Below are 21,797 nucleotides of genomic sequence, written 5' to 3' on the forward strand. Positions count from 1 at the left end.
TGCCATCTCCGGCCAGCCTGCGTGATCCCAGCCACTGCCCCTTCCCCCACCCGTGGGCGGATGGCCTGTGGCCGTCCGTCGAGGACCACCATCGATGCTGCCTTCCCGTTCTCCCCGCCTGGCCATGCTGGCCATCGCCCTGTCAGCCGCCTGCGCTGCCCATGCCGAAGCGCCGGCCGTCAGCCGTAACGCCACCGATCTGGATGCGGTGAAGGTCACCGCCGAACGCACCCATACCGACGCCGGCGCACTGGGCGACCGCGCCCTGCGCGACACTCCGTTCGCGATCACCGCTGTTGGCCGCGAGCAGATCGAGCAGCGCCAGGTGGTCTCGCTGGGCGAAGCCTTCCTGCTCGACCCTTCGGTCAGCACCTAGGTCAGCGCCTATGCCAGTGGCTGGAGCTCGCCCATCCGCAACCGCGGTCTGGAGCTGAACTACGACAGCTACCGGGTCAATGGCCTGCAGGTCTCTTCCTGGGGCACCGAATGGCCGCTGGAAGTGATGGAACAGGTCGATCTGCTGAAAGGCCCGGGCGGATTCCTGTATGGCTTCGGCACCCCCGGCGGCATCGTCAATTACATCACCAAGAAGCCGACGGACACGCCCACCTTCTCCGCCCAGCTGGGCTGGCGCGAACAGGGCATCGTCAGCGGCGGCATCGACGTTGGCGGCCGCTTCGGCAACGAGCAGATGTTCGGCTACCGCTTCAACGCCTTCCAGGAAACAGGCGAGACCTTCAATGGCGGACACGTCGATCGCAAGGTGGGCGCACTGTCGCTGGACGCGCGCCTGAGCGATGCGCTCATCTGGACCTTCGACGGAGTGTTCCAGTCGCGCGACCTGCGCGAGGAATCACCGCAGTACTACTTCCGTGGCCTGACCTCGTTGCCGCGGCCGATCGCCGGAGATACCGACAACAGCGTGCCCGGCACCTACTACGACACACGCTCCAGCCTGCTGTCGACCGGCTTGAACTGGCAGATCAACAGCGACTGGAAAGCCAGCCTGAGTTACGGCGTCACCACCTCGTGGAATGACGTCAACAAGATCTTCGCCTACATCGACGATCTCAACGGCGACTACGACGTCAACGTCTACGAACTGGGTGGCAAGAGCGAGTGGAAGCTGGCCCAGGCGATGCTGCAGGGCAGCTTCCGCACCGGCCCCCTTCAGCATCAGGTGGTGGCGGGCATCAGCCACCAGACCGGACTGGGCTGGGACCGCCCCTACGAGTGGAACCTGATTGGCCGCGCCAACCTGTACCAGCGCCATGCCATCCGCCACGACGCCGTTGGTTCGCGGGTGATGACCCGCGGCGACGAGACGGTGCAGCAGGCGGTGTTCGCAAGCGATACGGTGAACCTCGGCAGCGGCTGGTCGGTGCTGGCGGGCTGGCGCTACAACGACTTCGAAACCAAGGGGCGGTACCACACCTACCCGGTCACCCCGACCTACGCCGTGATGTTCAAGCCCAGCGAGGCGGTCACCCTCTACGCCAGCTACATCGAGTCGCTCGAAGCGGGCAGCCGCGTAGGCAACAGCTACATCAACGCCGGTGACGTGCTTGATCCCACCATCAGCAAGCAGTACGAGATCGGGGCCAAGGTCGAAGCGGCACGTTGGAATGCGAACGTGGCCGCGTTTCGGCTGGAACGTGGTGCCAACATCGATGAGCTCACGCCGGCCGGCAAGCGCCTGGTGCAGGACGGCATCACGCTGTACGAAGGCATTGAAGCCAGTGCCGACCTGCACCTCAACGATGCACTGACCGTCGGCGGCGGCGTCACCTGGCTGGATCCGACCTACGACAAGCTGTCCCCGGGCAGCGCCGCACAGGAAGGCAACCGCACCGCCGGTGCTGCGCGCTGGAGCGGGGTACTGCACGCCACCTACCAGCTGCCGTGGGTAGACGGCTTGGAAACCTACGCCGCCGTGCGCTACTACGGCGATGTCTGGTATGACGCCGACAACACCCTGAAGCTGCCTGACTACACGCTGGTGAATGCAGGCATCGGCTATCGCCTGCTGGCGTCCGGCCATCCGGTGACCCTGCGTGCCAGCGTCGAGAACCTGGCCAACCGGAAGTACTGGTCCAACGCCGGCGCCGGCCTGCCGCGCACGTTCGCGGTGAGCGCGCTGGGAGATGTAAGGTGCCGGTCCCCGCCGTCCATGCGGACGACGGGCCCGCACATGGACGGTGGGTGCGGACCGTTGGTCCGCACTCCATATTTCACCCCGCACCCGCAATAATGGTGGGAGACCCTTCCACCGAGCCTGCATGCCCGCCCGCGAATCCCGCCTCAGCCGCCTGTGGGCCCACGAAAAGGCCAGTTATGGCCTTCGGGTGTTCATCGCCCTGACCGCAGCGCTTGCCGTGTGCTGGCAGCTGGACGCGCTCACTGCCCTGCCCGGCGTGTTCCTCGGCATCATCGCCAGCGCCATCGCCGAGACCGATGACAACTGGTGGGGCCGTACCAAGGCGGTACTGCTGTCGCTGCTGTGCTTCTGCCTCGCCGCCGCCTCGGTGATCTGGCTGTTCCCCTGGCCGTGGATCTTCATCGGCGCGCTGGCGCTGTCCACCTTCGGGTTGACCCTGCTGGGTGCGCTCGGCGAGCGCTACGCGTCCATCGCCCAGGCCACGGTAACGCTTGCGATCTACACCATGATCGGGCTGGAGCAGCATGGCGCCAGCGACCTGCACAGCGCGCTGGACGCGGTCAGCCACCTGCTGGCCGGTGCGGTCTGGTACGGCCTGCTGTCGATCCTGTGGACAGCACTGTTCGCCAACCGTCCGGTACGCGAACGCGTGGCGCGACTGTACGTTGAACTGGGCCGCTACCTGCAGTTGAAGGCAACACTGTTCGAGCCAGTGCGCGAGGCCGACCTGCAGCGTCGCCAGCTCGACCTGGCCGAACAGAACCGGCGCGTGGTTGGTGCATTGAATGAAGCCAAGACCGCGATCTTGGCCCGCTTCGGCCGTTCCGGGCGGCCCGGCGTGAACTCCGGCCTGTACCTGCGCCTCTACTACATGGCACAGGATTTCCACGAGCGCGCCAGCTCCTCGCACTACCCGTACGGTGCGCTGGTCGATGCCTTCTTCCACAGCGATGTGCTGTACCGCTGCCAGCGCCTGCTCGACCTGCAGGGGCAGGCCTGCGCACGGCTGGGCGAGGCGATCCGCCTGCGCCGTCCGTTCGTGTATGGCGAAAGCAACCAGCAGGCCGGGCGCGACCTGGCCGATGCGCTGGCCTATCTGCGCGACCAGCAGCGGCCGCAGTGGCAGCGACTGCTTGGCTCGCTGGATCTGCTGGTGCACAACCTACGCAGCATCGAGCGCCGCCTGCTGGATGCCGAGCGCTCCGAGGCCAGCCTGGACAACGTCGATACCCGCCTGCGCGACAGCAACCCGCACACCCTGCGCGAGATGGGCGTGCGCGTGCGCCAGCAGCTCACGCCCGGCTCGGTCCTGTTCCGCCACGGCCTGCGCATGGCATTGGCTCTGATCGCCGGCTTCGCGGCAATCCGCTTGTTCAATGCACAGAACGGCTCGTGGGTGCTGCTGACCATCGTGTTCGTGTGCCGCCCCAACTTCGGCGCGACCCGCCAGCGCCTTGCACAACGCATCGTCGGCACCGTGGCCGGCCTGGTGCTGACCTGGGCACTGCTGCAGCTGTTCCCACAGCTGCACGTACAGCTGCTGATCGCGCTGCTGTCGGCGCTGCTGTTCTTCTTCACCCGCACCGACCGCTACCTGGTGGCGTCGGCGGCGATCACGGTGATGGCCCTGACCTGCTTCAACCTGATCGGCGACGGCTTCGTGCTGATCGTGCCGCGCATGGTCGATACGCTGCTGGGTTGTGCGATCGCGGCGGCGGCCGCGTTCCTGATCCTGCCCGACTGGCAGGGCCGCCAGCTGCACCTTGTGCTGGCGCGCGTGCTGGACACCGCCGCGCGCTATCTGGATTCGGTGCTGGGCCAGTACCGCAGCGGCATGCGCGATGACCTGGCCTACCGCATCGCCCGCCGCGACATGCACAATGCCGACGCCGCGCTGTCCACCGCGCTGTCGAACATGCTGCGTGAACCCGGCCATGTGCGCCGCAATCTGGATGCCGGCTTCCACTTCCTGGCGCTGTCCAACACACTGCTCGGGCACCTGTCGGCGCTAGGTGCGCACCGCGACCAGGTGGACAGCTACGCCGGCGATCCGCTGGCGCTGGCTGCCGGTGAGCGCGTGCGCAAGGCGCTGCAGCAGCTGGCGACGGCCCTGAGCGCTCGGCAACCGGTCAGCGAGGACGACAACGACGCTGATCGCGCGGTGGCGGCCGAACTGGAACAGATCGACGAGGCGATGCCGCCGAAGCTGCAGCTGATCCGCACGCAGATGGCGCTGGTGCTGCGGATGCTGCCGAAGGTGCGGGCGGCGGCGAATGAGGCGGTGACCAGCCTGACCTGATCCCTCATCGCTGGTCGGACATTCCATCCACGCATGGCGTGGATCTACTGCATCGCGTGCAACCGTGCGTTGCGTATGGCGATGCATCCCGATCACGTTCCCGCGCGGATACTGGGTGATCCCCTGCCCCGGATTCCTCCATGAAGATCGAACTCACCGGCCGTACCGCGCTGGTCACCGCCTCCACCGCCGGCATCGGCCTGGCGATTGCCCAGGGCCTGGCCAACGCGGGCGCGCGGATCATTCTCAACGGCCGCAGCACCGACAGCGTCGAACGCGCCCGCCAGCGCCTGCTCGCCGCCGTTCCGGGTGCCGACGTGCTCGGCGTGGCCGCCGACCTTTCCGATGCGGCCGGCGTCGACACGCTGCTGGCAGGCCTGCCCAAGGTCGACATCCTGGTCAACAACGCCGGCATTTTCGGCCCCGAGGACTTCTTCGAGACCGAAGACGCGACCTGGGAACGTTACTGGCAGACCAACGTGATGTCCGGCGTGCGCCTGTCGCGGGCACTGTTGCCGGCCATGGTCGATGCCGGCTGGGGTCGCGTCCTGTTCATCTCGTCCGAATCGGCACGCAACATTCCGGCCGACATGATCCACTACGGTGTCAGCAAGACCGCGCAGCTGTCGCTGTCGCGCGGCCTGGCCAAGCGCGTGGCCGGCAGCGGCGTCACCGTCAACGCGGTGTTGCCCGGCCCGACCCTGTCCGACGGTTTCGCGGCGATGTTCGAAGATGAACGCCAGCGCAGCGGCAAGCCACTGGAGCAGATCGGCCGCGAGTTCGTGATGGCACACCGGCCGTCTTCGGTGATCCAGCGCACCGCCACGGTCGAGGAAGTGGCCAACATGGTGGTGTATCTGGCCTCGCCGCAGGCCTCGGCGACCTCGGGTGCGGCGCTGCGCGTGGATGGCGGCGTGGTCGACGATATCGTCTGAGACCTATCAAGGTGTGCGGACCAACGGTCCGCACCCACAGCTCCGCACCCACAGCGGATAGGCAGGAATGCTAGGCTGCGCCGGTCAAGGAGGCTCCATGTCCGGTCACAACCAGTTCGCCCTGCTGCGCCAGCGCCGTTTCCTGCCGTTCTTCGTCGTCCAGGCGCTCGGAGCGTTCAACGACAACGTGTACCGGCAGGCGATCATCGGCCTGTTGTTCTATCTGGGCGTTTCGGAGGAGCAGCGTTCGCTTTACACCACGCTGGCGCCAGCCATCTTCATCCTGCCGTACTTCCTGTTCTCGGCGCTGGCCGGGCAGATCGCCGACAAACTGGAAAAATCGCGGCTGATCGTGATCACCACCACCATGGAGATCGTGATCATGTCGATGGCGGCTGTCGGTTTCATCACCGAGAACCTGCCGTTCCTGCTGGTCGCCCTGTTCTGTACCGGCATGCAGTCGACCCTGTTCGGCCCGGTAAAGTACTCGGTACTGCCCTCGGTGCTGAAACCCGAGGAACTGACCGGCGGCAACGGCCTGGTCGAGATGGGTACTTCGATCTCGATCCTGTCCGGCATGATCATCGGCGGCTCTGTATTCCTGCTTGCGGGCAGCTACGGTCCGATCGTGGCAGCCACAGCGGTGATCGCTCTGGCCATCTGCGGCAACATCGCCGCGCGCCTGATTCCCAAGGTCGACGCCGGCGATCCGAGCCTGAAGATCAACTGGAACCCCTTGCCGGAGTCGCGGGTCGTGCTGCGCATGGCACGGCAGCAGAAGGCGGTGCGCAACGCCATCCTCGGGGTATCCTGGTTCTGGTTCGTCGGTACCGTGCTGACCTCGCAGCTGCCCAATTACGCGTTGGCCAACCTCGGCGGCGAACCCAAGCTGTATCTGTTCGCCCTCGCCCTGTTCTCGGTCGGCACCGGCGTCGGCTCGCTGCTGTGCGAGAAGCTGTCGGCACGCACGGTGGAAATCGGCCTGGTGCCGCTCGGTGCGTTTGGCATGACCGCGTTCCTGCTCGACCTGTACTTCGCCCGCAGTGGCGAAGCGACCGTGCACGGACTGACCATCGGGACGTTCCTGCAGCAGCCGGGCAGCATCCGCATCGTCATCGACCTGATCGGCATCGGCCTGTTCACCGGCATCTTCGTGGTGCCGCTGTTCGCGCTGATCCAGAGCCGCACGCCGAAGGCGCAGATGTCGCGCGTGTTTGCGGCGCTGAACATCCAGAACTCCGGCTTCATCGTCGGCGCAGCCCTGCTGTCGCTGGCCGCGCACAAGCTGCTGCACTGGACCATCCCGCAGCAGTTCCTGGCGCTGGCCATCGCCAACGCACTGGTGGCGATCTACATCTTCACCATCGTCCCCGAATTCCTGATGCGCTTCCTCAGCTGGCTGATGGTGCGCACCCTGTACCGCCTGCGCCCGCACGGCATCGAGGCCAACGTGCCGGACGAGGGCGCCGCGCTGCTGGTCTGCAACCATGTCAGCTACATGGACGCACTGATCCTGTCGGCGACGATCCCGCGCCCGGTGCGCTTCGTCATGTACTACAAGATCTTCAACATCCCGGTGATGCGCTGGATCTTCCGGACCGCCAAGGCGATCCCGATCGCCGGTGCGCGCGAAGACCCGGCGCTGATGCAGCGCGCGTTCGATGACATCGACGCTGCGCTGGCCGAAGGCGAGCTGGTCTGCATCTTCCCGGAAGGCGCGCTGACCAAGGATGGCGCGATGGCACCGTTCAAGTCCGGCGTCGAGAAGATCCTCGAACGGCGGCCGGTGCCGGTGGTGCCGATGGCGCTGCGCGGCATGTGGTCGAGCATGTGGAGCCGGCGCGACAGCCGCCTGGGCCGCATGCGCGTGCCGCGCCGTTTCCGCGCCACCGTCGAGGTGGTGGCGGCAGCGGCCGTGGATGGCCACAGCACCAGCGCACCGGTGCTGGAGGCCCAGGTGCGGGCCCTGCGCGGCGATCACGCCTGACGAGATGGGCCCGCCGAGCGGGCCCAGCGGACTCCCCCACATACGTCATCGTCCAGTGGTGTACGCGACATGTCGTGACTGTAAACGCATACATGCAACGCAGGTTGCGGTAGATTACGCACCCACAGGGGGGAGGTCCGGCCGATTCATCATGGCCGGCCACCAAGGAATGGAGTCTCGCTTTGAATCAACCACCACCGCTCAGCCGTCCGGTCTACATCCCCAACCATCTGGTCTGGGCGATCCTGACGACGCTTTTCTGCTGCCTGCCGTTGGGCGTGGTGTCGATCGTGTACGCCTCCCAGGTCGATGGCCGCCGCGCGGCCGGCGACCTGCCGGGGGCCTACAGTGCGTCGCGCAAGGCGGGCTGGTGGGCGGTGGCTTCGGCCGTGGCCCTGCCGGTCCTGTTGCTGTTGTGGTTCGGGCTGTTCGGCGGCTTGGCCGTACTGGGCGCTCTTTCCGACCAATGATTCACCACCACCACCCATCAAGGAGCTTGAACCCATGAATACTGCTACTCCGCAGGTCCCGAACAACCTGGTCTGGGCGATCCTGACCACCCTGTTCTGCTGCCTGCCGGCCGGCATCGTGTCGATCGTCTACGCCGCCCAGGTCAACGGCAAGCTGGCGGCCGGCGACATCGCCGGCGCCCAGGACTCCGCCGCCAAGGCCAAGAAGTGGGCCATGTGGTCGGCCATCGCCTGGGTCGTGCTGGTCGTGCTGTACGTGCTGTTCTTCGTTGTGCTCGGCGGCATGGGCGCGATGAGCAACGGCAACTACTGATACGCCTGGACGGATCCGGCGCCTGCGCCGGATCCGTTGTTGCATGTCCGCGCTTCCCGCTCGTTCCCGACTCGCCCGCTGGGCACCGCTGCTGGTTTCCGCCGGCCTGGCCGTGGGTGCCACGGTGGTGCTGCGCAACGTCAATCCGTATGTCGCCGGCAATCCCCTGCCGAGCTGCCCGCTGTACGCGCTGACCGGCCTGTACTGCCCGGGCTGTGGCAGCACGCGCTGCCTGTATTCCCTGGTCCACTTCGACCTGCCCGGCGCGATGGCGATGAACCCGCTGCTGGTCATCAGCCTGCCGTTCCTGTTGTTGATGCTGCTGAACATCGCCGGCATCCGCCCGCGTGTGCTCGACCCGCTGATGCGGGTGCTGGCCAATCCCGTGTTCTGGCTCTGGGTGCTGCCCGGGTATGCGCTGCTGCGCAACCTGCCGTGGGCACCGTTCACTGCACTGGCACCGATCTAGGTTTCCAGCCAACGGCGCAGCCCCTCGTGGTGGGCGGCGTTTGTCGATCATGGGGTTGGCCGGGCGGGATGGGTTTGCGGGGGACGCCGTGAATCCGTCCGTGGAGGCTTGGCCGCGGCTTGCTCGTGTGCGCTGTCCTGCGCACACGGCAAGACCGGGGTTGAGCCTCCTGCCCAACCCGCCCGAGGCATGCCTCGGGCCCATGCCGCGGACACCCCCGCAAACCCATCCCGCCCGGCCACGGACAGTTTCCGTGCGCGTCCACCACGGAAAAGAAAGAGAAGATCAAAAGCGGAAGCGGAAGCGGATCGCTTCGCTCTGCATCCACGCATGGCGTGGATCTACCGTGTCGACCAAGGTCGACACCTACCAACAGCCGCGGGAATCTGTCGGGGGTGGGGCGGTGTGGGGCTGCAGGACCGTTGGCGCCATGGATGGCGCCATCGAGCCCCCAAGGACGGGTTTACGGCGTGTCCTGCAGCCCCACACCGCCCCGCCCAACCATCACCAATCCAGAGCTGCTGTTGCTGTTGCTGTTGCCTCTGCAGGTGCAGGGCTGCAAGCCCTGCAAAGCAACTACGTCACCCAGCCTGCAATCACCAGCAGGGCGAGGATCGCCAGCCACAGCAGCAGCATCCGCCACACCAGGCTCATCGCATCCCGCAGGTCCGGCAACCGCTGCCACACCGGCAACAGCCCCGCCTCGGTGTAATCGTGCGCATCCTCGCGCAGCTCGGCATTGACGCTGGCCCGCGCCACCGCGCCCAGGAAGCCGATGTTGCCGGCCAGGCGCTCGCCGTGGGCCTGGCGCCAGGCCTTCCACGCCGTATCGAAGTTGCCCACCAGCGCCATCGAGAATGCCATCAGCTGCGCCACCGGCCACTCGATCCAGCCCAGCAGGCGCTGCGCCAGCGCCAGCGGCTCCACCGGCACGCGGGCGCGCATCGGGCTTTCCGCCATCAACGCCAATAGCCGGTAACCCAGCGCACCGGCCGGGCCCAGCAGCAGGAACCAGAACAGCACCGCGAACCAGCGCCGCAAGGCGTTGAGCACGGTTGCCTCGACCAGTGACGGAATGTCCTCGCGCAGGCTGCCACCGGCCGCCTGCAGGTTACGCACCGCGGCCTGGCGCGTCGCCGCGTCATCGGCATCGATGATCGCTTCGATATCGCGGTCCAGATCGCGCGGGCCCCAGCACCACGCCAGCACCGCCACGCCCAGCAGCAGCGACGGCAGGCCGAACAGCACCCCACGCAGCAACCACGCCAGCAGCGCCATCAGCAGCAGCGGCGGCAGCAGTGCCAGGGCAACGCCTGCCGGCCCCTGCCAGGCCTTGCCACCGCGCGCCTCCAGCCAGCCCAGCCAACGCCGGAAGCCGTCGAAACGGCGCAGCGAGGCGGCAGCGGCCGGGGCAACATGGCCCAGGGCCAGTGCCACCAGCACGGCGGCCAGAGTGGTGAACATGGCAGGTCTCCCTACGAAACAGAACGCTCGGCGTCGCTACCTTACCTGTCGCAGCGGCGCCCTCAGCGGTGAACCGGACTGTAACCCGGGCCGTGTTCAGGTGGCGGCAATACAGGCGCCACCGTCAGCCCCGCTCAGCCCTTCTGCTGCCGGTACCAGTGTTCGATCAGGCCGCGCGAAATCGAGATCGGCGGCGACAGGCGGATGCCCTGGCCATCGTCCTCCACATCGCGTGCCAGTGCCGCGCCGACCTCGTCGGCACTGAACCAGCGCGCATCTTCCAGCTCGCCATCCACGGTCGGCAGGTCATCCTGCGCCTGTGCACGGAAACCGATCATCAGCGCGCCCGGGAACGGCCACGGCTGCGAACCGAGGTACTGGCAGGCGGTCACCCGTACCTTGCTCTCCTCGTGCACTTCACGCACCACGGTCTGCTCGAAGGTCTCGCCGGGTTCGACGAAGCCGGCCAGCACCGAGTAACGCCGCGGTGCCCAGTTCGATTGCCGGCCCAGCAGCAACCGGCCCTGGTTTTCCACGGCCACGATCACGGCGGGGTCGACACGCGGGTAGTGCTCGGTGGCGCACTGCCCGCAGCGGCCGACGAAGCCACCACGGGCAAACGCCACGGCGCCGCCGCACACGCCGCAGAAGCGGGTGCGCGAGTGCCAGTAGGACATGCCGCGGGCATAACTGAAGGCGGTCGCATCGGCCATCGGCCACAGCAGTGCGGCCTGGCGCAGGTCGAGGCGGCGCGGGGCCGTGACGGTAACGTTGGCGGCTTCGACCGAGAACCAGGCCTGCTCGCCACGCAGGCCAAGGAAGATCGCGGCACCGGGGCCGCCGCCGATGTCGGCGCCGGTCAGCGCCAGCGGCTGGTCGTCATCGCCGGTGAAGGCGCTGCCGTCCTGATCGAGCACGAGAATGCGCGCCCGGCCACAGGCGCGCCAGTGCATCGGCATCGTCGCGCAGGGCATCGGCGCGCTCCAGCGGTTCGCCAACGAAAGCGAAACCGGAAAGCGGCGAAGGAGTATTGGGCATCCGGCAAGCGTGCCGCCAATCGATGCAGGTGGCAAGTTCAGCGCTGTGCGCAATCTGCCGGTGTGGGCGTGCAGGCACAGCATCCACGCATGGCGTGGATCTACAGAGGTGCCAACCTTGGTTGGCACCTTCCGGCCACAGGCCTCTTACATGCTGAAGCTGCTGCCGCAGCCGCAGGTGGTCTTGGCGTTCGGGTTGCGGATCACGAACTGGGCACCGGTCAAGCTCTCGGTGTAGTCCACCTCGGCGCCCATCAGGTACTGCAGGCTCAGCGGGTCGACCAGCAGGGTGACCCCGCTGGTCTGTACCGCCAGATCATCCTCGGCACGGTTCTCGTCGAACTCGAACCCGTACTGGAAGCCCGAACAGCCACCGCCTTCGATGTACACGCGCAGGGCCAGGTCGGGGTTGCCCTCTTCCTGGATCAGGGATTTGACCTTGGCGGCCGCCGACTCGGTGAAGTTCAGCGGGCGCTCCAGCGACTGGTAATCGGGCGCGGCAACCGGGGTGGCGCCGGGCAGGGAGACTAGCGTGCTCATGGTGTCAGCATGGGGGTGCCGACGATGGCTTTCAAGCCATCGCCTCGGCCAGCTTGCGGCGTGCGGCGGTGTCACCCTTGCCGCCATTGGCCTCATCACCTTCCGGGGCCGGCAGGGCCGCCATCGGGGCGCTGGCATGGATCAGGCGGCCGTTCAGCTGGGCACCCGCATTCATCTCCACCACCTGGTAATGGACGTTGCCATTGACCCGCGCGCTCGGGGTCAGTTCGACCTTCTCGGTGGCATGCACGTCGCCGTCCAGGCGGCCACTGATGACCACCACCTGGGCACGGATCTCACCTTCGATCACGCCATGCTCGGCGACCGTCAGGGTCGCGCCACTGGCGCCTTCGGCGGCGATCACCTTGCCGTGGATGCGGCCTTCCACATACAGGCCACCACTGAATTCCACATCACCGCGGATCACCACCTGGTTGCCGATCAGGGCATCCACCACCAGCTGGCCTTCACGGTTGGATTTGCTGCTTCCGAACATCTGCCTACTCCCCTTTGGCGGCCGGCGCACCGGCCTGTTTCCAGTCGAATACCTGGGTGGTACCCCCCGTACCACTCCCCAATGTCACCCGCACGCGTTGCGGGGTGAAGTCAGCCGGCAGCATCACGCTGCCGGTGAGCTGCTGGAAGTACCGGAACGAGTAATCCTGTCCCGGTACCTTGCTGCGCTGGTGCAGATCATCCCAGCTGATCGTGGCCAGCTTGCCGTTCTTGACGCCTTCCACGGTGAAACGCATCTGCCCCTGGCTGATGGCGCCGCGGTTGAGGTTCTGTGTCAGCACGGCGGTGTACTGCCAGGTGCCGGCCGCTTCCGGGCTGAACTCGATCGAATGGGTGTTCAGGCCCTTGCGCTGGCTGGTCGAACCCACCAGGCGCTCATAGAAGGCAACGTCGGCACGCAGGCCGGCGATTTCCTCATCGCGTTCGGCCAGCGAGGACTGCACCTCGGTGTTGGCGGCGCGGCTGATGCGGTCGGAGGCTTCCAGCGTGGCCTGCTTCTGGCGCAGTTCGGTCAGCTGCGCCTGCAACGTCTCGGCGCGCTTCTCGGCGGCCTGCAGGCGCTGGCCCTGTGCATCGCGCGGCGTGGCCATCCAGCAGCCACCCAGCACGGCCAGCACCAGGCTGAGCAGCCAGATGCCGCCGATCACCAGCAGGCGGCGACGGTCGGCCGGCGGTTGTGGCGCGCCGGGCAGGCGAACCTGCACGCGCATGGGAGGACGGTTGGTCATGGGTGGATTCCGGGGCATCGCGAGGGCGACACCGGTACGGCCCCTGTGGCAAACGACGGGCTAGTGTATGACAGGACGGGTGGGTTTCCTGCGCAGTGGCGAGCCACCGTCTGTGGCGTTCAGGCATGCCATCGTCGATAGTGTGGTCCCCTGCACAGTTCCGTCGCCGGAGCATCGCCATGACCGAAGCCCACCTGTTCGTGATCGGCATCCTGCTGGCCTGGCTGGCCGGCATCCGCGTCTACCTCACCGTGTTCGGTGTCGGCCTGGCCGGCCTGCTCGGCTGGGTCGACCTGCCGCCGGCCCTGCAGGCCACGGAATCGTGGTGGGTGCTGGGCACCTCGGCAGCGCTGGCGGTGACCGAATTCTTCGCCGACAAGATTCCCGGCGTCGACTCGGCGTGGGATCTGGTGCAGACCCTGGCACGCGTACCCGCAGGTGCCTTCCTTGCCGCAGCCACGCTGTCGCCGGATGGGCAGCTGGGCACCGGCGCACTTGCTGCCGGTGCCGGTGTCGCGCTGGCCAGCCATGGCCTGAAGGCCGGCACCCGCGCCCTGCTCAATACATCGCCCGAGCCTGCCAGCAACTGGGTGGCCTCCGCCGCCGAGGACACCGTGGTGGTCGGTGGCCTGGCCCTGGCCCTGGCACACCCGTGGATCGCGCTGATCGTGGTGCTGGCCTGCAGCCTGGCCGGCGCGCTGCTGGTGTGGCTGGTCTGGCGCGCCCTGTGGAAGGGCGTGCGCTGGCTGGCACGCAGTGCGTCGCCCGACAGTCCACGCCAGCCCGGTACCGGTTGATCGCCGGGCTTGTCGCATAATGGACGCGAACACCAGGAGCACCGATGGCCGCAAACGAATCCCCCGCGGGCGCCCGCCCGGGACGCGCTGAAACCCCTCCGGCCGATCATTGGCAACGCTGGACCGCTGAACCGGCGAGCGCCGTCGCCGCAGCGCCGGCCGCGGTTCCGCCGCTGGCCGCCTCCGACGCACCCGCATCGATCGGCAGCGCACCGCCGCCGTTGCCGGCCCCGGCCGTGCTGGCCGAGGCTGGCAACAACGACCAGGCGCCGCCGCCCTCCGATTCGCCCTACCGCGTGCTGATCGTCGAGGACGACCGCGCGCAGGCCCTGTTCGCACAGAGCGTGCTGCATGGCGCCGGCATGCAGGCGATCGTGCACAGCGATGCCGACGGCGCGCTGCAGGCGATCAAGGAGCATCGGCCCGACCTGATCCTGATGGACCTGCACCTGCCCGGCATGGACGGCATGCGCCTGACCGCGCTGATCCGCCAGCAGCCTGGCCTGCAGTTGCTGCCGATCGTGTTCCTGAGCGGCGATCCGGACCCGGAACGCCAGTTCGAGGTGCTCGACAGCGGCGCCGACGATTATCTGAGCAAGCCGATCCGCCCCCGCCACCTGATCGCCGCCGTGGCCAACCGCATCCGCCGCGCACGTGCGCAGGCAGCGACCCTGCCTGGTGCTACCGGCGCACCGGCCACCAGCAATCCGGAAACCGGCCTGCCGACACGTCACCACGTGCTGCAGCAACTCAACGCCACCCTCACCCATCGCGACCGGGGCGGCGTGTTCTTCATTGAAGTGGCCAGCGCGCTGGGCCTGCGCGAACGCTATGGCTACGCCGCCTTCGAGCGCCTGATGGTGCAGGCCGGGCAGCGCCTGGCCGAGGCCGGCCATCCGCACCTGCTGGCACGCCTGAACGACAACAGCTTCCTGCTGCTGGCCCGCAATACCGATGAAGACAGCCTGGAAAGCATCGCCGCGACCCTGCGTGAGCAGCTCTCGGCACGCGCCTTCGTGATCCGTGATGATGAATCGGTGCATCTGCGCGGCGTGGTGGGTTACGCGCCGCTGTCGCCGGGCTTCGACGATGCCAACGCTGCACTGGAAGCGGTCGAGCGCACCACCCTGCAGGCACGCCTGCTCAGCGCCGGCGTGGCGGGCCACGTGCATCGCCAGGCCGTCACCGAACAGGAACACCTGGCACTGCTGGAAGGCCAGCTGGAGCTGGCCTATCAGCCGATCGTCGCTGTCGCCGGTGGCAACACCGCGCAGTACCAGCTGCTGCTGCGCCTGCGCCAGGCCGACGGCACGGTGCTGGCGGCCGGCCAGGTGATTCCTGCCGCCGAAGCGGCGGGCCGCATCGCCGACCTCGACCAGCAGGTGATGGACCATGCGCTGGGCCTGCTGGACCTGTACCGGCACGCAACGCAACCGCTGAACCTGTTCGTTTCGCAGTCGCTGCGCACCCTGCAGCGCGATGCCTTTGGCGACTGGCTGCTGGAATCGCTGCAGCAGCGTGACCTGCCCGGCAGTGCACTGGTGATCGACGTGCGCCTGCCCGACGCGCTGATCCACACCGTGCCGCTGCAGCAGTTCTGCCAGCGCATGGCCGGCGCCGGCGTGCGCTTCTGCCTGAGCCAGTTCGAACCCAGCGGCGAAGCCGATGCACTGCTGACCCAGCTGCCGCTGTCGTTCGTGCGCATGGCCGCGCGGTTCTCCAGCAGCCATTCCAACCCGGCCACGCGCGAGGAACTGCGCAAGGCGATCGAACAGGCCCATGCCGCCGGGCTGCAGATCATCGGCCAGCAGATCGAGGACCCGCAGGCCGCGGCAGCGATGTGGGTCGGCGGCGTCGATTACATCCAGGGCAACATGGTGCAGTCGGCCGGCAGTGACCTGAATTTCGACTTCCACAACGCGGTGCTCTGACGTGCCGCTGTGGGGCGTGCTGCTGGTTGCCCTTGCTGCGGCCGTCGCACTGCTGCTGTTGGGCCTGCGCCTGCGCGCGCAACCGGGCACTGGCCCAGCTGCAGCGCGAGCACAGCGCGCTGGCCAGCGAGCGCGACCAGCTGCGCCGCACCACCGAACGCCAGGGCCAGCTGGAACAGCAGCTGCTGCAGGCCAAGCAGGCCGCCGAAGCGGCCGTGCTGGCCAAGGGCGAGTTCCTGGCCACGATGAGCCACGAGATCCGCACGCCGCTCAACGGCATCCTGCCGATGCTGGAGCTGATCGCGCGCGGGCCGCTGGGTGAGGACCAGCGGCAGATGCTGGCCACCGCTTCGGCCAGTTCACAGCAGCTGCTGCGCATCGTCGACGACATCCTCGACTACTCCCGGCTGGAAGCGCAGGCGCTGGAACTGGAGATCACCAGCTTCAACCTGCGCGACCTGCTCGATGGCGTGGTGCAGCTGATGCAGCGCGCCGCCGATGCCAAGGGCCTGTCCCTGGCCCTGCAGCTTGACCCATCGGTGCGCCTGCCGGTGCGCGGCGACCCGGTACGCCTGCGCCAGGTGCTGAGCAACCTGCTGGCCAACGCCATCAAGTTCACCGCCCGCGGCCAGGTGCAGCTGCGCGTGCAGCGCCTGGGCGAAGGTGCGGCCCAGCACCAGCTGCGCTTCGAGATCATCGACACCGGCATCGGCATCGATGAGGCACTGCAGGCACGCCTGTTCCAGTCCTTCAGCCAGGCCGATGCCTCGACCACGCGCATCTACGGTGGCACCGGCCTGGGCCTGGCCATCTGCAAGCGCATCATCGACCTGATGCACGGGCAGATCGGCGTGCAGTCCACGCCCGGCCAGGGTGCAACGTTCTGGTTCGAGATCCCGCTGCTGAAAGTGCCCGGCGACCTGCCTGCGATGGCGCGCGCCCCCGCAGCGCTACTGTTGTTCAGCGCCGATGCAACGCTGCAGGCACGCATCGAGCGCATCGCCGCCCACCATGGGCTGCAGGTGCAGGTGCTGGCACAGCTGGATGCCGTGGTCGAGCGCCTGCGCGCTCCCGCGCGGCCCGGACAACCAGCACCGGCATGGCTGATTGTCGATTCCCGCACCCGCCGCAACGGCGAGGTCACGCTGCAGCAGGCGCTGGCCGAGCGCGGCGACGATGATGCACTGCAGGTACTGTGGCTGCAGGAAGACACGCCTGCACAACGCCCGCGCCAACGCCAGCTGCTCCCGCATTTCGATGATGCAGCCCTGCATGCACTGCTGGCGGCGCCTGCCACGCCTGCCCGCCCTGCCGCCCTGCTGGCCAATGCCGAAGACGGCTTGCCCGCACCGACGCTGCCGCCATTGCACCTGCGCGTGCTGCTGGTGGAAGACAACACGGTCAACCGGATGGTGGCCGAGCATCTGCTGCGCGTGTTCCAGTGCGAGGTGCGCAACGCCGCCGACGGCAAGCAGGCACTGGCCGCCCTTCGCGAAGGCGGCGTGGACGTGGTGCTGATGGATTGCCAGATGCCGGTGCTGGACGGCTACGCCGCCACGCGCCGCTGGCGTGCGGAAGAAACGGAAACCGGGCGCTCGCGGTTGCCGATCATCGCGATGACGGCCAACGCCATGGCCGGTGACCGCGAACGCTGCCTGCAGGCCGGCATGGACGATTACCTGTCCAAGCCGATCGCACGCGCCACCTTGCATGCGCTGTTGAAGCGCTGGGGGCAGCGATCACGCGATGTCGTAGCGTCGAGCTTGCTCGACGGCGAAGCATCCGGGGCCAGTGGAATCCCGCCAGCCGAGCATGGCCCGGCTCTACAAGAGACGAAAAGCCAAGCGGTGACGCAACCGGTGCTGGACCGTGATGTGCTGGACGAACTGCACGCGGTGATCGGCGATACCGCCCTCCAGATCGTCTCGGTGTTCCTGGAGGATGCACCGGCGATGGTGCAGCAGCTGCAGCAGGCCGCGCAGAGCAGCGACGAGCCGCGACTGCAGGCAATCGCCCACAGCCTTAAATCATCGAGTGCGAACGTGGGGGCGTTGTCGCTGTCGGCAATCGCGCAGCGGATCGAGCACGAAGCCCGTAGTGGCAGCCTGCAGCGCCCCGCAGTGGCGGTGGCGCTGCTGGTTGCCGAATTCGCCCGGGCGCGCGTGGCGCTGACGGGCTACCTGGCACAGCATCGGTAGCGTCGAGCTTGCTCGACCATCGCCATGCTGATCACAGTCGAGCAAGCTCGACGCTACGTCACTCTTCCAGCTTGCTGAGCAGGTACTTCGGCTCGCCGATACGCTCGATCAGGTCGAGCTGGGTTTCCAGCCAGTCGATGTGCTCTTCTTCCGAGTCGAGGATCTTCACGAACAGCTGGCGGCTGACGTAGTCGCCCACCGAATCGGAGTAGGCCACGGCCTCGCGCAGGGTCACTACGCCGTCGCGCTCCAGCGACAGGTCGCACTGCAGGATCTCGGTCGGGTTCTCGCCGATGCGCAGCTTGCCCAGCGCCTGGAAATTCGGCAGGCCTTCGAGGAACAGGATGCGGTCGGCAAGCATGTCGGCATGCTTCATCTCGTCGATCGATTCCTTGTACTCGTGTTCGGCCAGCTCCTTGATGCCCCAGTTCTTCAGCATCTTGGCGTGCAGGAAGTACTGGTTGATCGCGGTCAGCTCGTTGTAGAGGACCTTGTTGAGGAATTCGATGACCTTGGTGTCGCCCTTCATGGGGGTGCTCCTGCACGCTGAAAACGCAGGCACTTTAACGCCTTGCGCGCGGCCGTGAAGGAACGCGAATCGTGCGCATTGGCCTGTGCGGCCGCACGTGAAGGATGCGAAAGCGCGGCGTCAACGCGCCGCGCAAGAGACGATCAGGCGACCTGGGCCAGACCGAGGACCGGCAGCGGCAGATCATGGGTGGCACGCGCCTTGGCCAGCAGATCGCCGGCCATGTCCAGGCAGGAACCGCAGGTGGCACCGCAACCGGTACGCATGGTCAGTTCGGCCACCGTGCTGACGCCATGGCTGGCGGCTTCGCGGATCTGGTGGTCGGTGACTCCGTTGCAGATGCAGACGTACACAGGCGTGAACCGGGCTGACAGGCCAAGAGTGGCCTGTTGGCTATTCCAATGGAAACGAGAATGGTTGTCAATCAGAGACCTGAACCATTCTCGATACGGTTCAGCCGGTCACGTGGCCGGACCATCGCCGGTGGCCTTCTTCGGCCAGTAGCCGCGGGTCCGTGGGCGCTTGCGTGGGCGGTCATGCCCGGCGGTATGGCCCGGCATCCAGGCTTCCGCAGCGCTCTTGGGCATGGCGGTCACGCCCTGCCCGGCCACCCCGCGCGCCAACGGCGCCAGATGTCGCAAGGCGCGCGCATAGACGCCACGCTTGAACATCACCACGTGCTCCACCGGGTACCAGAAGTCCACCCAGCGCCAGTGGTCAAACTCGGGGGAGTCGGTGTGGTCCAGCTTCACGTGGGACTCGTCTCCGGTCAGGCGCAGCAGGAACCAGACCTGCTTCTGGCCGATGCAGACCTGCCGCTCGTTGCGGCGGATGGCCCGCGCCGGCAGCTTGTAGCGCAGCCAGCCGGGCGTTGCCCCGAGCACTTCCACGTGCTCAGGCAGCAGGCCGGTCTCTTCCTGCAGTTCACGATACATGGCCTCGACAGGCGTCTCGTCGGTATTCATGCCACCCTGCGGGAACTGCCAGCCGTCCCGGCGCACACGTCGTGCCCAGAACACCTGGCCGTCCTGCCGCATCAGCACAATGCCGACGTTCGGTCGATAGCCGTCCGGATCGATCACGATGCGGACTCCTAAAAAATCTACTGGTCGGGACTATCCCATGCCGCCTGTCGGCCCACAAGCACGATACAAAAGTGTTGACAGGGGCGATACACATCCGCAGAATAGCGGGCTCACCAAGGCTATGTAGCTCAGCCGGTTAGAGCACAGCACTCATAATGCTGGGGTCGGTGGTTCGAGTCCACCCATAGCCACCACACTGAAAATCAAGTTGTTTTTCAGTGTGAAAAGTGAGAAAATAGTTGCACGTTTTGCCCCGTCGCCAAGCGGTAAGGCACCTGACTCTGACTCAGGCATTCGGTGGTTCGAATCCATCCGGGGCAGCCAAATTAAAAGCAAAAGGCCAGATCGAAAGATCTGGCCTTTTGCTTTTAATTTGGTCGCGCATTCCACCTTATCCCCGCGCCTGTCGGCGCACCCCCTTGAACAACAAGGGGGCTATTCTCCAGAGAGGCGTCCGGGGTGGAATCCCTTTCTGCAGAACCCCGCCCTGCTGACATGCAACCCCCGGGTAGTGCCGGCCGCTGGCCGGCAACCAGGAAATCCACGACCCCAGAACGACAAAAGCCCGGCCGAAGCCGGGCTTTTGCTTGTCCAACCAGCGGCCCCCCGAAGGAGCCCAACCAGGCGCGGTAGATCAGCGCTTGGAGAACTGGGTGGCGCGGCGGGCCTTGTGCAGACCGACCTTCTTACGCTCGACTTCACGGGCGTCACGGGTCATGAAGCCAGCCTTGCGCAGCTCGGACTTCAGGGTTTCGTCGTACTCGACCAGAGCACGGGCGATGCCCAGACGGATCGCACCGGCCTGGCCGGTGGTGCCGCCGCCAGCGGCGGTGACCAGGATGTCGAAGCTTTCGGTGTTCTTGGTCAGCTCGAGCGGCTGGCGCACGATCATGCGCGCGGTCTCACGACCGAAGAACTCGTCCAGCGGACGGCCATTGACGGTGATGTTGCCCGAACCCTTGCGCAGGAACACGCGAGCGGTGGAGGACTTGCGGCGGCCAGTGCCGTAGTTTTGAGTGATAGCCATGATTAGATATCCAGAACCTGCGGCTGCTGTGCGGCGTGCGGATGCTCAGTGCCGGCGTAGACCTTGAGCTTGCGGTACATCTGGCGACCCAGCGGGCCCTTCGGCAGCATGCCCTTCACGGCGATCTCGATCACGCGCTCCGGGTGGCGCTCCAGCGCCTGTGCCAGGGATTCGGTCTTCAGGTTGCCGATGTAACCGGTGAAACGGTGATACATCTTGTCCTGCAGCTTCTTGCCGGTGACGGCAATCTTTTCTGCATTGATGACGACCAGGTAGTCGCCGGTATCAACGTGCGGGGTGTAGACCGGCTTGTGCTTGCCACGCAGACGGCGGGCCAGCTCGGTGGCGAGACGGCCCAGGGTCTTGCCCTCGGCGTCGACGAGGTACCAGTCGCGCTGGACGGTCTCGTTCTTGGCAGTGAAAGTGCTCATGAAGAACTCTAGGTTAGGTCGGGCTCATTGCGGCGAAAGGCTCGCCGGAACTCTGCCACGCGTTGTGAAAAGGTGAAGCGTAAGAGGCGGGATTGTACGCAGGTCAGCCCCCCGTTGCAAGCCGTCCCTTGACCGGGTTGGCAGGGGGACGGGGTCGGGCGAGAATCGCGGGGTCTTCCGCCCCACCGTGTACCGCCATGACCGTGCTCCGCCAGATCACCCCGCTGGACCACCTGCTGACCGAGGCGCAGCGCGCCCTGGACACGGTGTTCGGCAACCCGCCGGCGGCCCGCCCCTATCCGGCTGCGGACACCGACGAGCCGGGCATGGACAGCACCGAACGCCGCCACGCGGCCGGCCTGATGCGGATCAACCACGTTGGCGAGGTCTGCGCACAGGGCCTGTACTTCGGCCAGGCGGCCGTGGCCCGCGACCCGGCCACGCGTGAACACCTGCTGGAAGCGGCCCAGGAAGAAACCGACCACCTGGCCTGGTGCGCCACCCGCCTGGGCGAACTGGACAGCCGTCCGAGCCTGTTCAACCCGCTCTGGTACGCCGGCAGCTACACCATCGGCACCCTGGCCGGGCTGCGCGGCGACGGCTGGAACCTGGGCTTCGTGGTCGAGACCGAGCGCCAGGTGGAAGCCCATCTGGACGAGCACCTGGTCGACCTGCCGGCCGGCGACCTGCGCAGCCGCGCGGTCATCGCCGTGATGAAAGAAGACGAGGCCCGCCATGCGGACCACGCCGAGCAGGCCGGCGCACGCCGCCTGCCGTTCCCGATCCCGGGCGCGATGGCGCTGGCTTCCAAGGTCATGAAGACCATCGCCTACCGGCTGTGACCGCCAGGTAGTGCCGGCCGCTGGCCGGCAACCACGCAGAC

At 66.9% G+C, this 21,797-nt stretch carries 21 protein-coding genes, 2 tRNA genes and 1 pseudogene; 14 read left to right on the top strand and 10 right to left on the bottom strand.

The window, feature by feature from the left end:
• The first annotated feature begins 94 nt into the window (after window positions 1-94).
• The 8 genes from ACZK2V_RS21215 to ACZK2V_RS21250 all read left to right on the top strand — a co-directional run bounded on the left by ACZK2V_RS21215 (window position 95) and on the right by ACZK2V_RS21250 (window position 8,631).
• Window positions 95-376: a hypothetical protein gene (locus ACZK2V_RS21215; protein ID WP_486322770.1), complete on the top strand. Its 282-nt coding sequence runs from the start codon at window positions 95-97 to the stop codon at window positions 374-376.
• A gap of 54 nt (window positions 377-430) precedes the next feature.
• The gene (locus tag ACZK2V_RS21220) at window positions 431-2,251 is read left to right on the top strand and encodes a TonB-dependent siderophore receptor (RefSeq protein WP_486323350.1); all 1,821 of its coding nucleotides are present in this window, start codon (window positions 431-433) and stop codon (window positions 2,249-2,251) included.
• A gap of 28 nt (window positions 2,252-2,279) precedes the next feature.
• Window positions 2,280-4,457 (top strand): YccS family putative transporter, encoded by a 2,178-nt coding sequence (gene yccS, locus ACZK2V_RS21225; protein WP_032127180.1) that lies wholly within the window; start codon window positions 2,280-2,282, stop codon window positions 4,455-4,457.
• 140 nt (window positions 4,458-4,597) lie between these two features.
• Window positions 4,598-5,392: an SDR family NAD(P)-dependent oxidoreductase gene (locus tag ACZK2V_RS21230; protein WP_049461643.1), complete on the top strand. Its 795-nt coding sequence runs from the start codon at window positions 4,598-4,600 to the stop codon at window positions 5,390-5,392.
• A gap of 97 nt (window positions 5,393-5,489) precedes the next feature.
• The gene (locus ACZK2V_RS21235; RefSeq protein WP_486322771.1) at window positions 5,490-7,379 is read left to right on the top strand and encodes an MFS transporter; all 1,890 of its coding nucleotides are present in this window, start codon (window positions 5,490-5,492) and stop codon (window positions 7,377-7,379) included.
• Between the two features lie 182 nt (window positions 7,380-7,561).
• Entirely contained in the window at window positions 7,562-7,849 is a 288-nt protein-coding gene (locus ACZK2V_RS21240) for a CD225/dispanin family protein (protein ID WP_005419784.1), read from the top strand.
• Window positions 7,850-7,883: 34 nt separating this feature from the next.
• Window positions 7,884-8,162 carry a CD225/dispanin family protein gene (locus ACZK2V_RS21245; RefSeq protein WP_032127177.1) on the top strand — a complete coding sequence of 93 codons (279 nt, stop codon included), beginning with the start codon at window positions 7,884-7,886 and terminating at the stop codon, window positions 8,160-8,162.
• Window positions 8,163-8,205: 43 nt separating this feature from the next.
• Complete coding sequence (locus ACZK2V_RS21250; RefSeq protein WP_006473646.1) at window positions 8,206-8,631, top strand: DUF2752 domain-containing protein; 426 nt, start codon at window positions 8,206-8,208, stop codon at window positions 8,629-8,631.
• A 576-nt stretch (window positions 8,632-9,207) separates the two neighbouring features.
• On the opposite strand, the gene ampE is transcribed toward ACZK2V_RS21250, so the two are convergent.
• From ampE to ACZK2V_RS21275, 5 genes and pseudogenes are all read right to left on the bottom strand, one after another.
• Window positions 9,208-10,095: a regulatory signaling modulator protein AmpE gene (gene ampE / locus ACZK2V_RS21255; RefSeq protein ID WP_486322772.1), complete on the bottom strand. Its 888-nt coding sequence runs from the start codon at window positions 10,093-10,095 to the stop codon at window positions 9,208-9,210.
• Window positions 10,096-10,229: 134 nt separating this feature from the next.
• A pseudogene (gene nudC, locus ACZK2V_RS21260) lies at window positions 10,230-11,133 on the bottom strand (NAD(+) diphosphatase).
• Window positions 11,134-11,279: 146 nt separating this feature from the next.
• Window positions 11,280-11,672 carry an iron-sulfur cluster insertion protein ErpA gene (gene erpA, locus ACZK2V_RS21265; protein WP_005419789.1) on the bottom strand — a complete coding sequence of 131 codons (393 nt, stop codon included), beginning with the start codon at window positions 11,670-11,672 and terminating at the stop codon, window positions 11,280-11,282.
• Window positions 11,673-11,703: 31 nt separating this feature from the next.
• Window positions 11,704-12,168: a bactofilin family protein gene (locus tag ACZK2V_RS21270; protein ID WP_006398829.1), complete on the bottom strand. Its 465-nt coding sequence runs from the start codon at window positions 12,166-12,168 to the stop codon at window positions 11,704-11,706.
• A gap of 4 nt (window positions 12,169-12,172) precedes the next feature.
• Window positions 12,173-12,916, bottom strand: a complete 744-nt coding sequence (locus ACZK2V_RS21275) for a DUF6776 family protein (RefSeq protein WP_019336613.1) — start codon at window positions 12,914-12,916, stop codon at window positions 12,173-12,175.
• A gap of 179 nt (window positions 12,917-13,095) precedes the next feature.
• Here ACZK2V_RS21275 and ACZK2V_RS21280 point away from each other — a divergent pair, with 179 nt between their 5' ends.
• Genes ACZK2V_RS21280 through ACZK2V_RS21290 form a run of 3 tightly spaced genes read left to right on the top strand, consistent with a single transcriptional unit; the run spans window position 13,096 to window position 17,842 of the window.
• Entirely contained in the window at window positions 13,096-13,713 is a 618-nt protein-coding gene (locus ACZK2V_RS21280; RefSeq protein ID WP_049461254.1) for a DUF4126 domain-containing protein, read from the top strand.
• A 44-nt stretch (window positions 13,714-13,757) separates the two neighbouring features.
• Complete coding sequence (locus ACZK2V_RS21285) at window positions 13,758-15,644, top strand: EAL domain-containing protein (protein ID WP_486322773.1); 1,887 nt, start codon at window positions 13,758-13,760, stop codon at window positions 15,642-15,644.
• Between the two features lie 32 nt (window positions 15,645-15,676).
• Window positions 15,677-17,842: an ATP-binding protein gene (locus ACZK2V_RS21290; protein ID WP_486322774.1), complete on the top strand. Its 2,166-nt coding sequence runs from the start codon at window positions 15,677-15,679 to the stop codon at window positions 17,840-17,842.
• Between the two features lie 58 nt (window positions 17,843-17,900).
• Here the strand turns inward: ACZK2V_RS21290 and bfr are convergent, their stop codons facing one another.
• The 3 genes from bfr to ACZK2V_RS21305 all read right to left on the bottom strand — a co-directional run bounded on the left by bfr (window position 17,901) and on the right by ACZK2V_RS21305 (window position 19,453).
• Window positions 17,901-18,371 carry a bacterioferritin gene (bfr, locus tag ACZK2V_RS21295; protein ID WP_005419804.1) on the bottom strand — a complete coding sequence of 157 codons (471 nt, stop codon included), beginning with the start codon at window positions 18,369-18,371 and terminating at the stop codon, window positions 17,901-17,903.
• 143 nt (window positions 18,372-18,514) lie between these two features.
• Entirely contained in the window at window positions 18,515-18,724 is a 210-nt protein-coding gene (locus ACZK2V_RS21300; protein ID WP_005411309.1) for a (2Fe-2S)-binding protein, read from the bottom strand.
• Window positions 18,725-18,832: 108 nt separating this feature from the next.
• Window positions 18,833-19,453, bottom strand: a complete 621-nt coding sequence (locus ACZK2V_RS21305; RefSeq protein WP_032127170.1) for an RNA pyrophosphohydrolase — start codon at window positions 19,451-19,453, stop codon at window positions 18,833-18,835.
• A gap of 120 nt (window positions 19,454-19,573) precedes the next feature.
• Between ACZK2V_RS21305 and ACZK2V_RS21310 the strand changes: the two genes are divergently transcribed.
• Together ACZK2V_RS21310 and ACZK2V_RS21315 are read left to right on the top strand one after the other, a co-directional pair.
• A tRNA-Met gene (locus ACZK2V_RS21310) sits at window positions 19,574-19,650 on the top strand.
• 55 nt (window positions 19,651-19,705) lie between these two features.
• Window positions 19,706-19,780: transfer RNA gene (locus ACZK2V_RS21315), tRNA-Gln, on the top strand.
• A gap of 310 nt (window positions 19,781-20,090) precedes the next feature.
• Here ACZK2V_RS21315 and rpsI read toward each other — a convergent pair.
• Together rpsI and rplM are read right to left on the bottom strand one after the other, a co-directional pair.
• Complete coding sequence (gene rpsI / locus ACZK2V_RS21320) at window positions 20,091-20,483, bottom strand: 30S ribosomal protein S9 (RefSeq protein WP_005411311.1); 393 nt, start codon at window positions 20,481-20,483, stop codon at window positions 20,091-20,093.
• Window positions 20,484-20,485: 2 nt separating this feature from the next.
• Window positions 20,486-20,914, bottom strand: a complete 429-nt coding sequence (gene rplM / locus ACZK2V_RS21325) for a 50S ribosomal protein L13 (protein WP_005414692.1) — start codon at window positions 20,912-20,914, stop codon at window positions 20,486-20,488.
• A gap of 197 nt (window positions 20,915-21,111) precedes the next feature.
• Between rplM and coq7 the strand changes: the two genes are divergently transcribed.
• On the top strand, window positions 21,112-21,756 hold the full coding sequence (gene coq7, locus ACZK2V_RS21330; RefSeq protein WP_049401665.1) for a 2-polyprenyl-3-methyl-6-methoxy-1,4-benzoquinone monooxygenase: 645 nt from the start codon (window positions 21,112-21,114) through the stop codon (window positions 21,754-21,756).
• Window positions 21,757-21,797 lie beyond the last annotated feature (41 nt).

This window comes from Stenotrophomonas sp. 93052_Sma, from assembly GCF_056481145.1.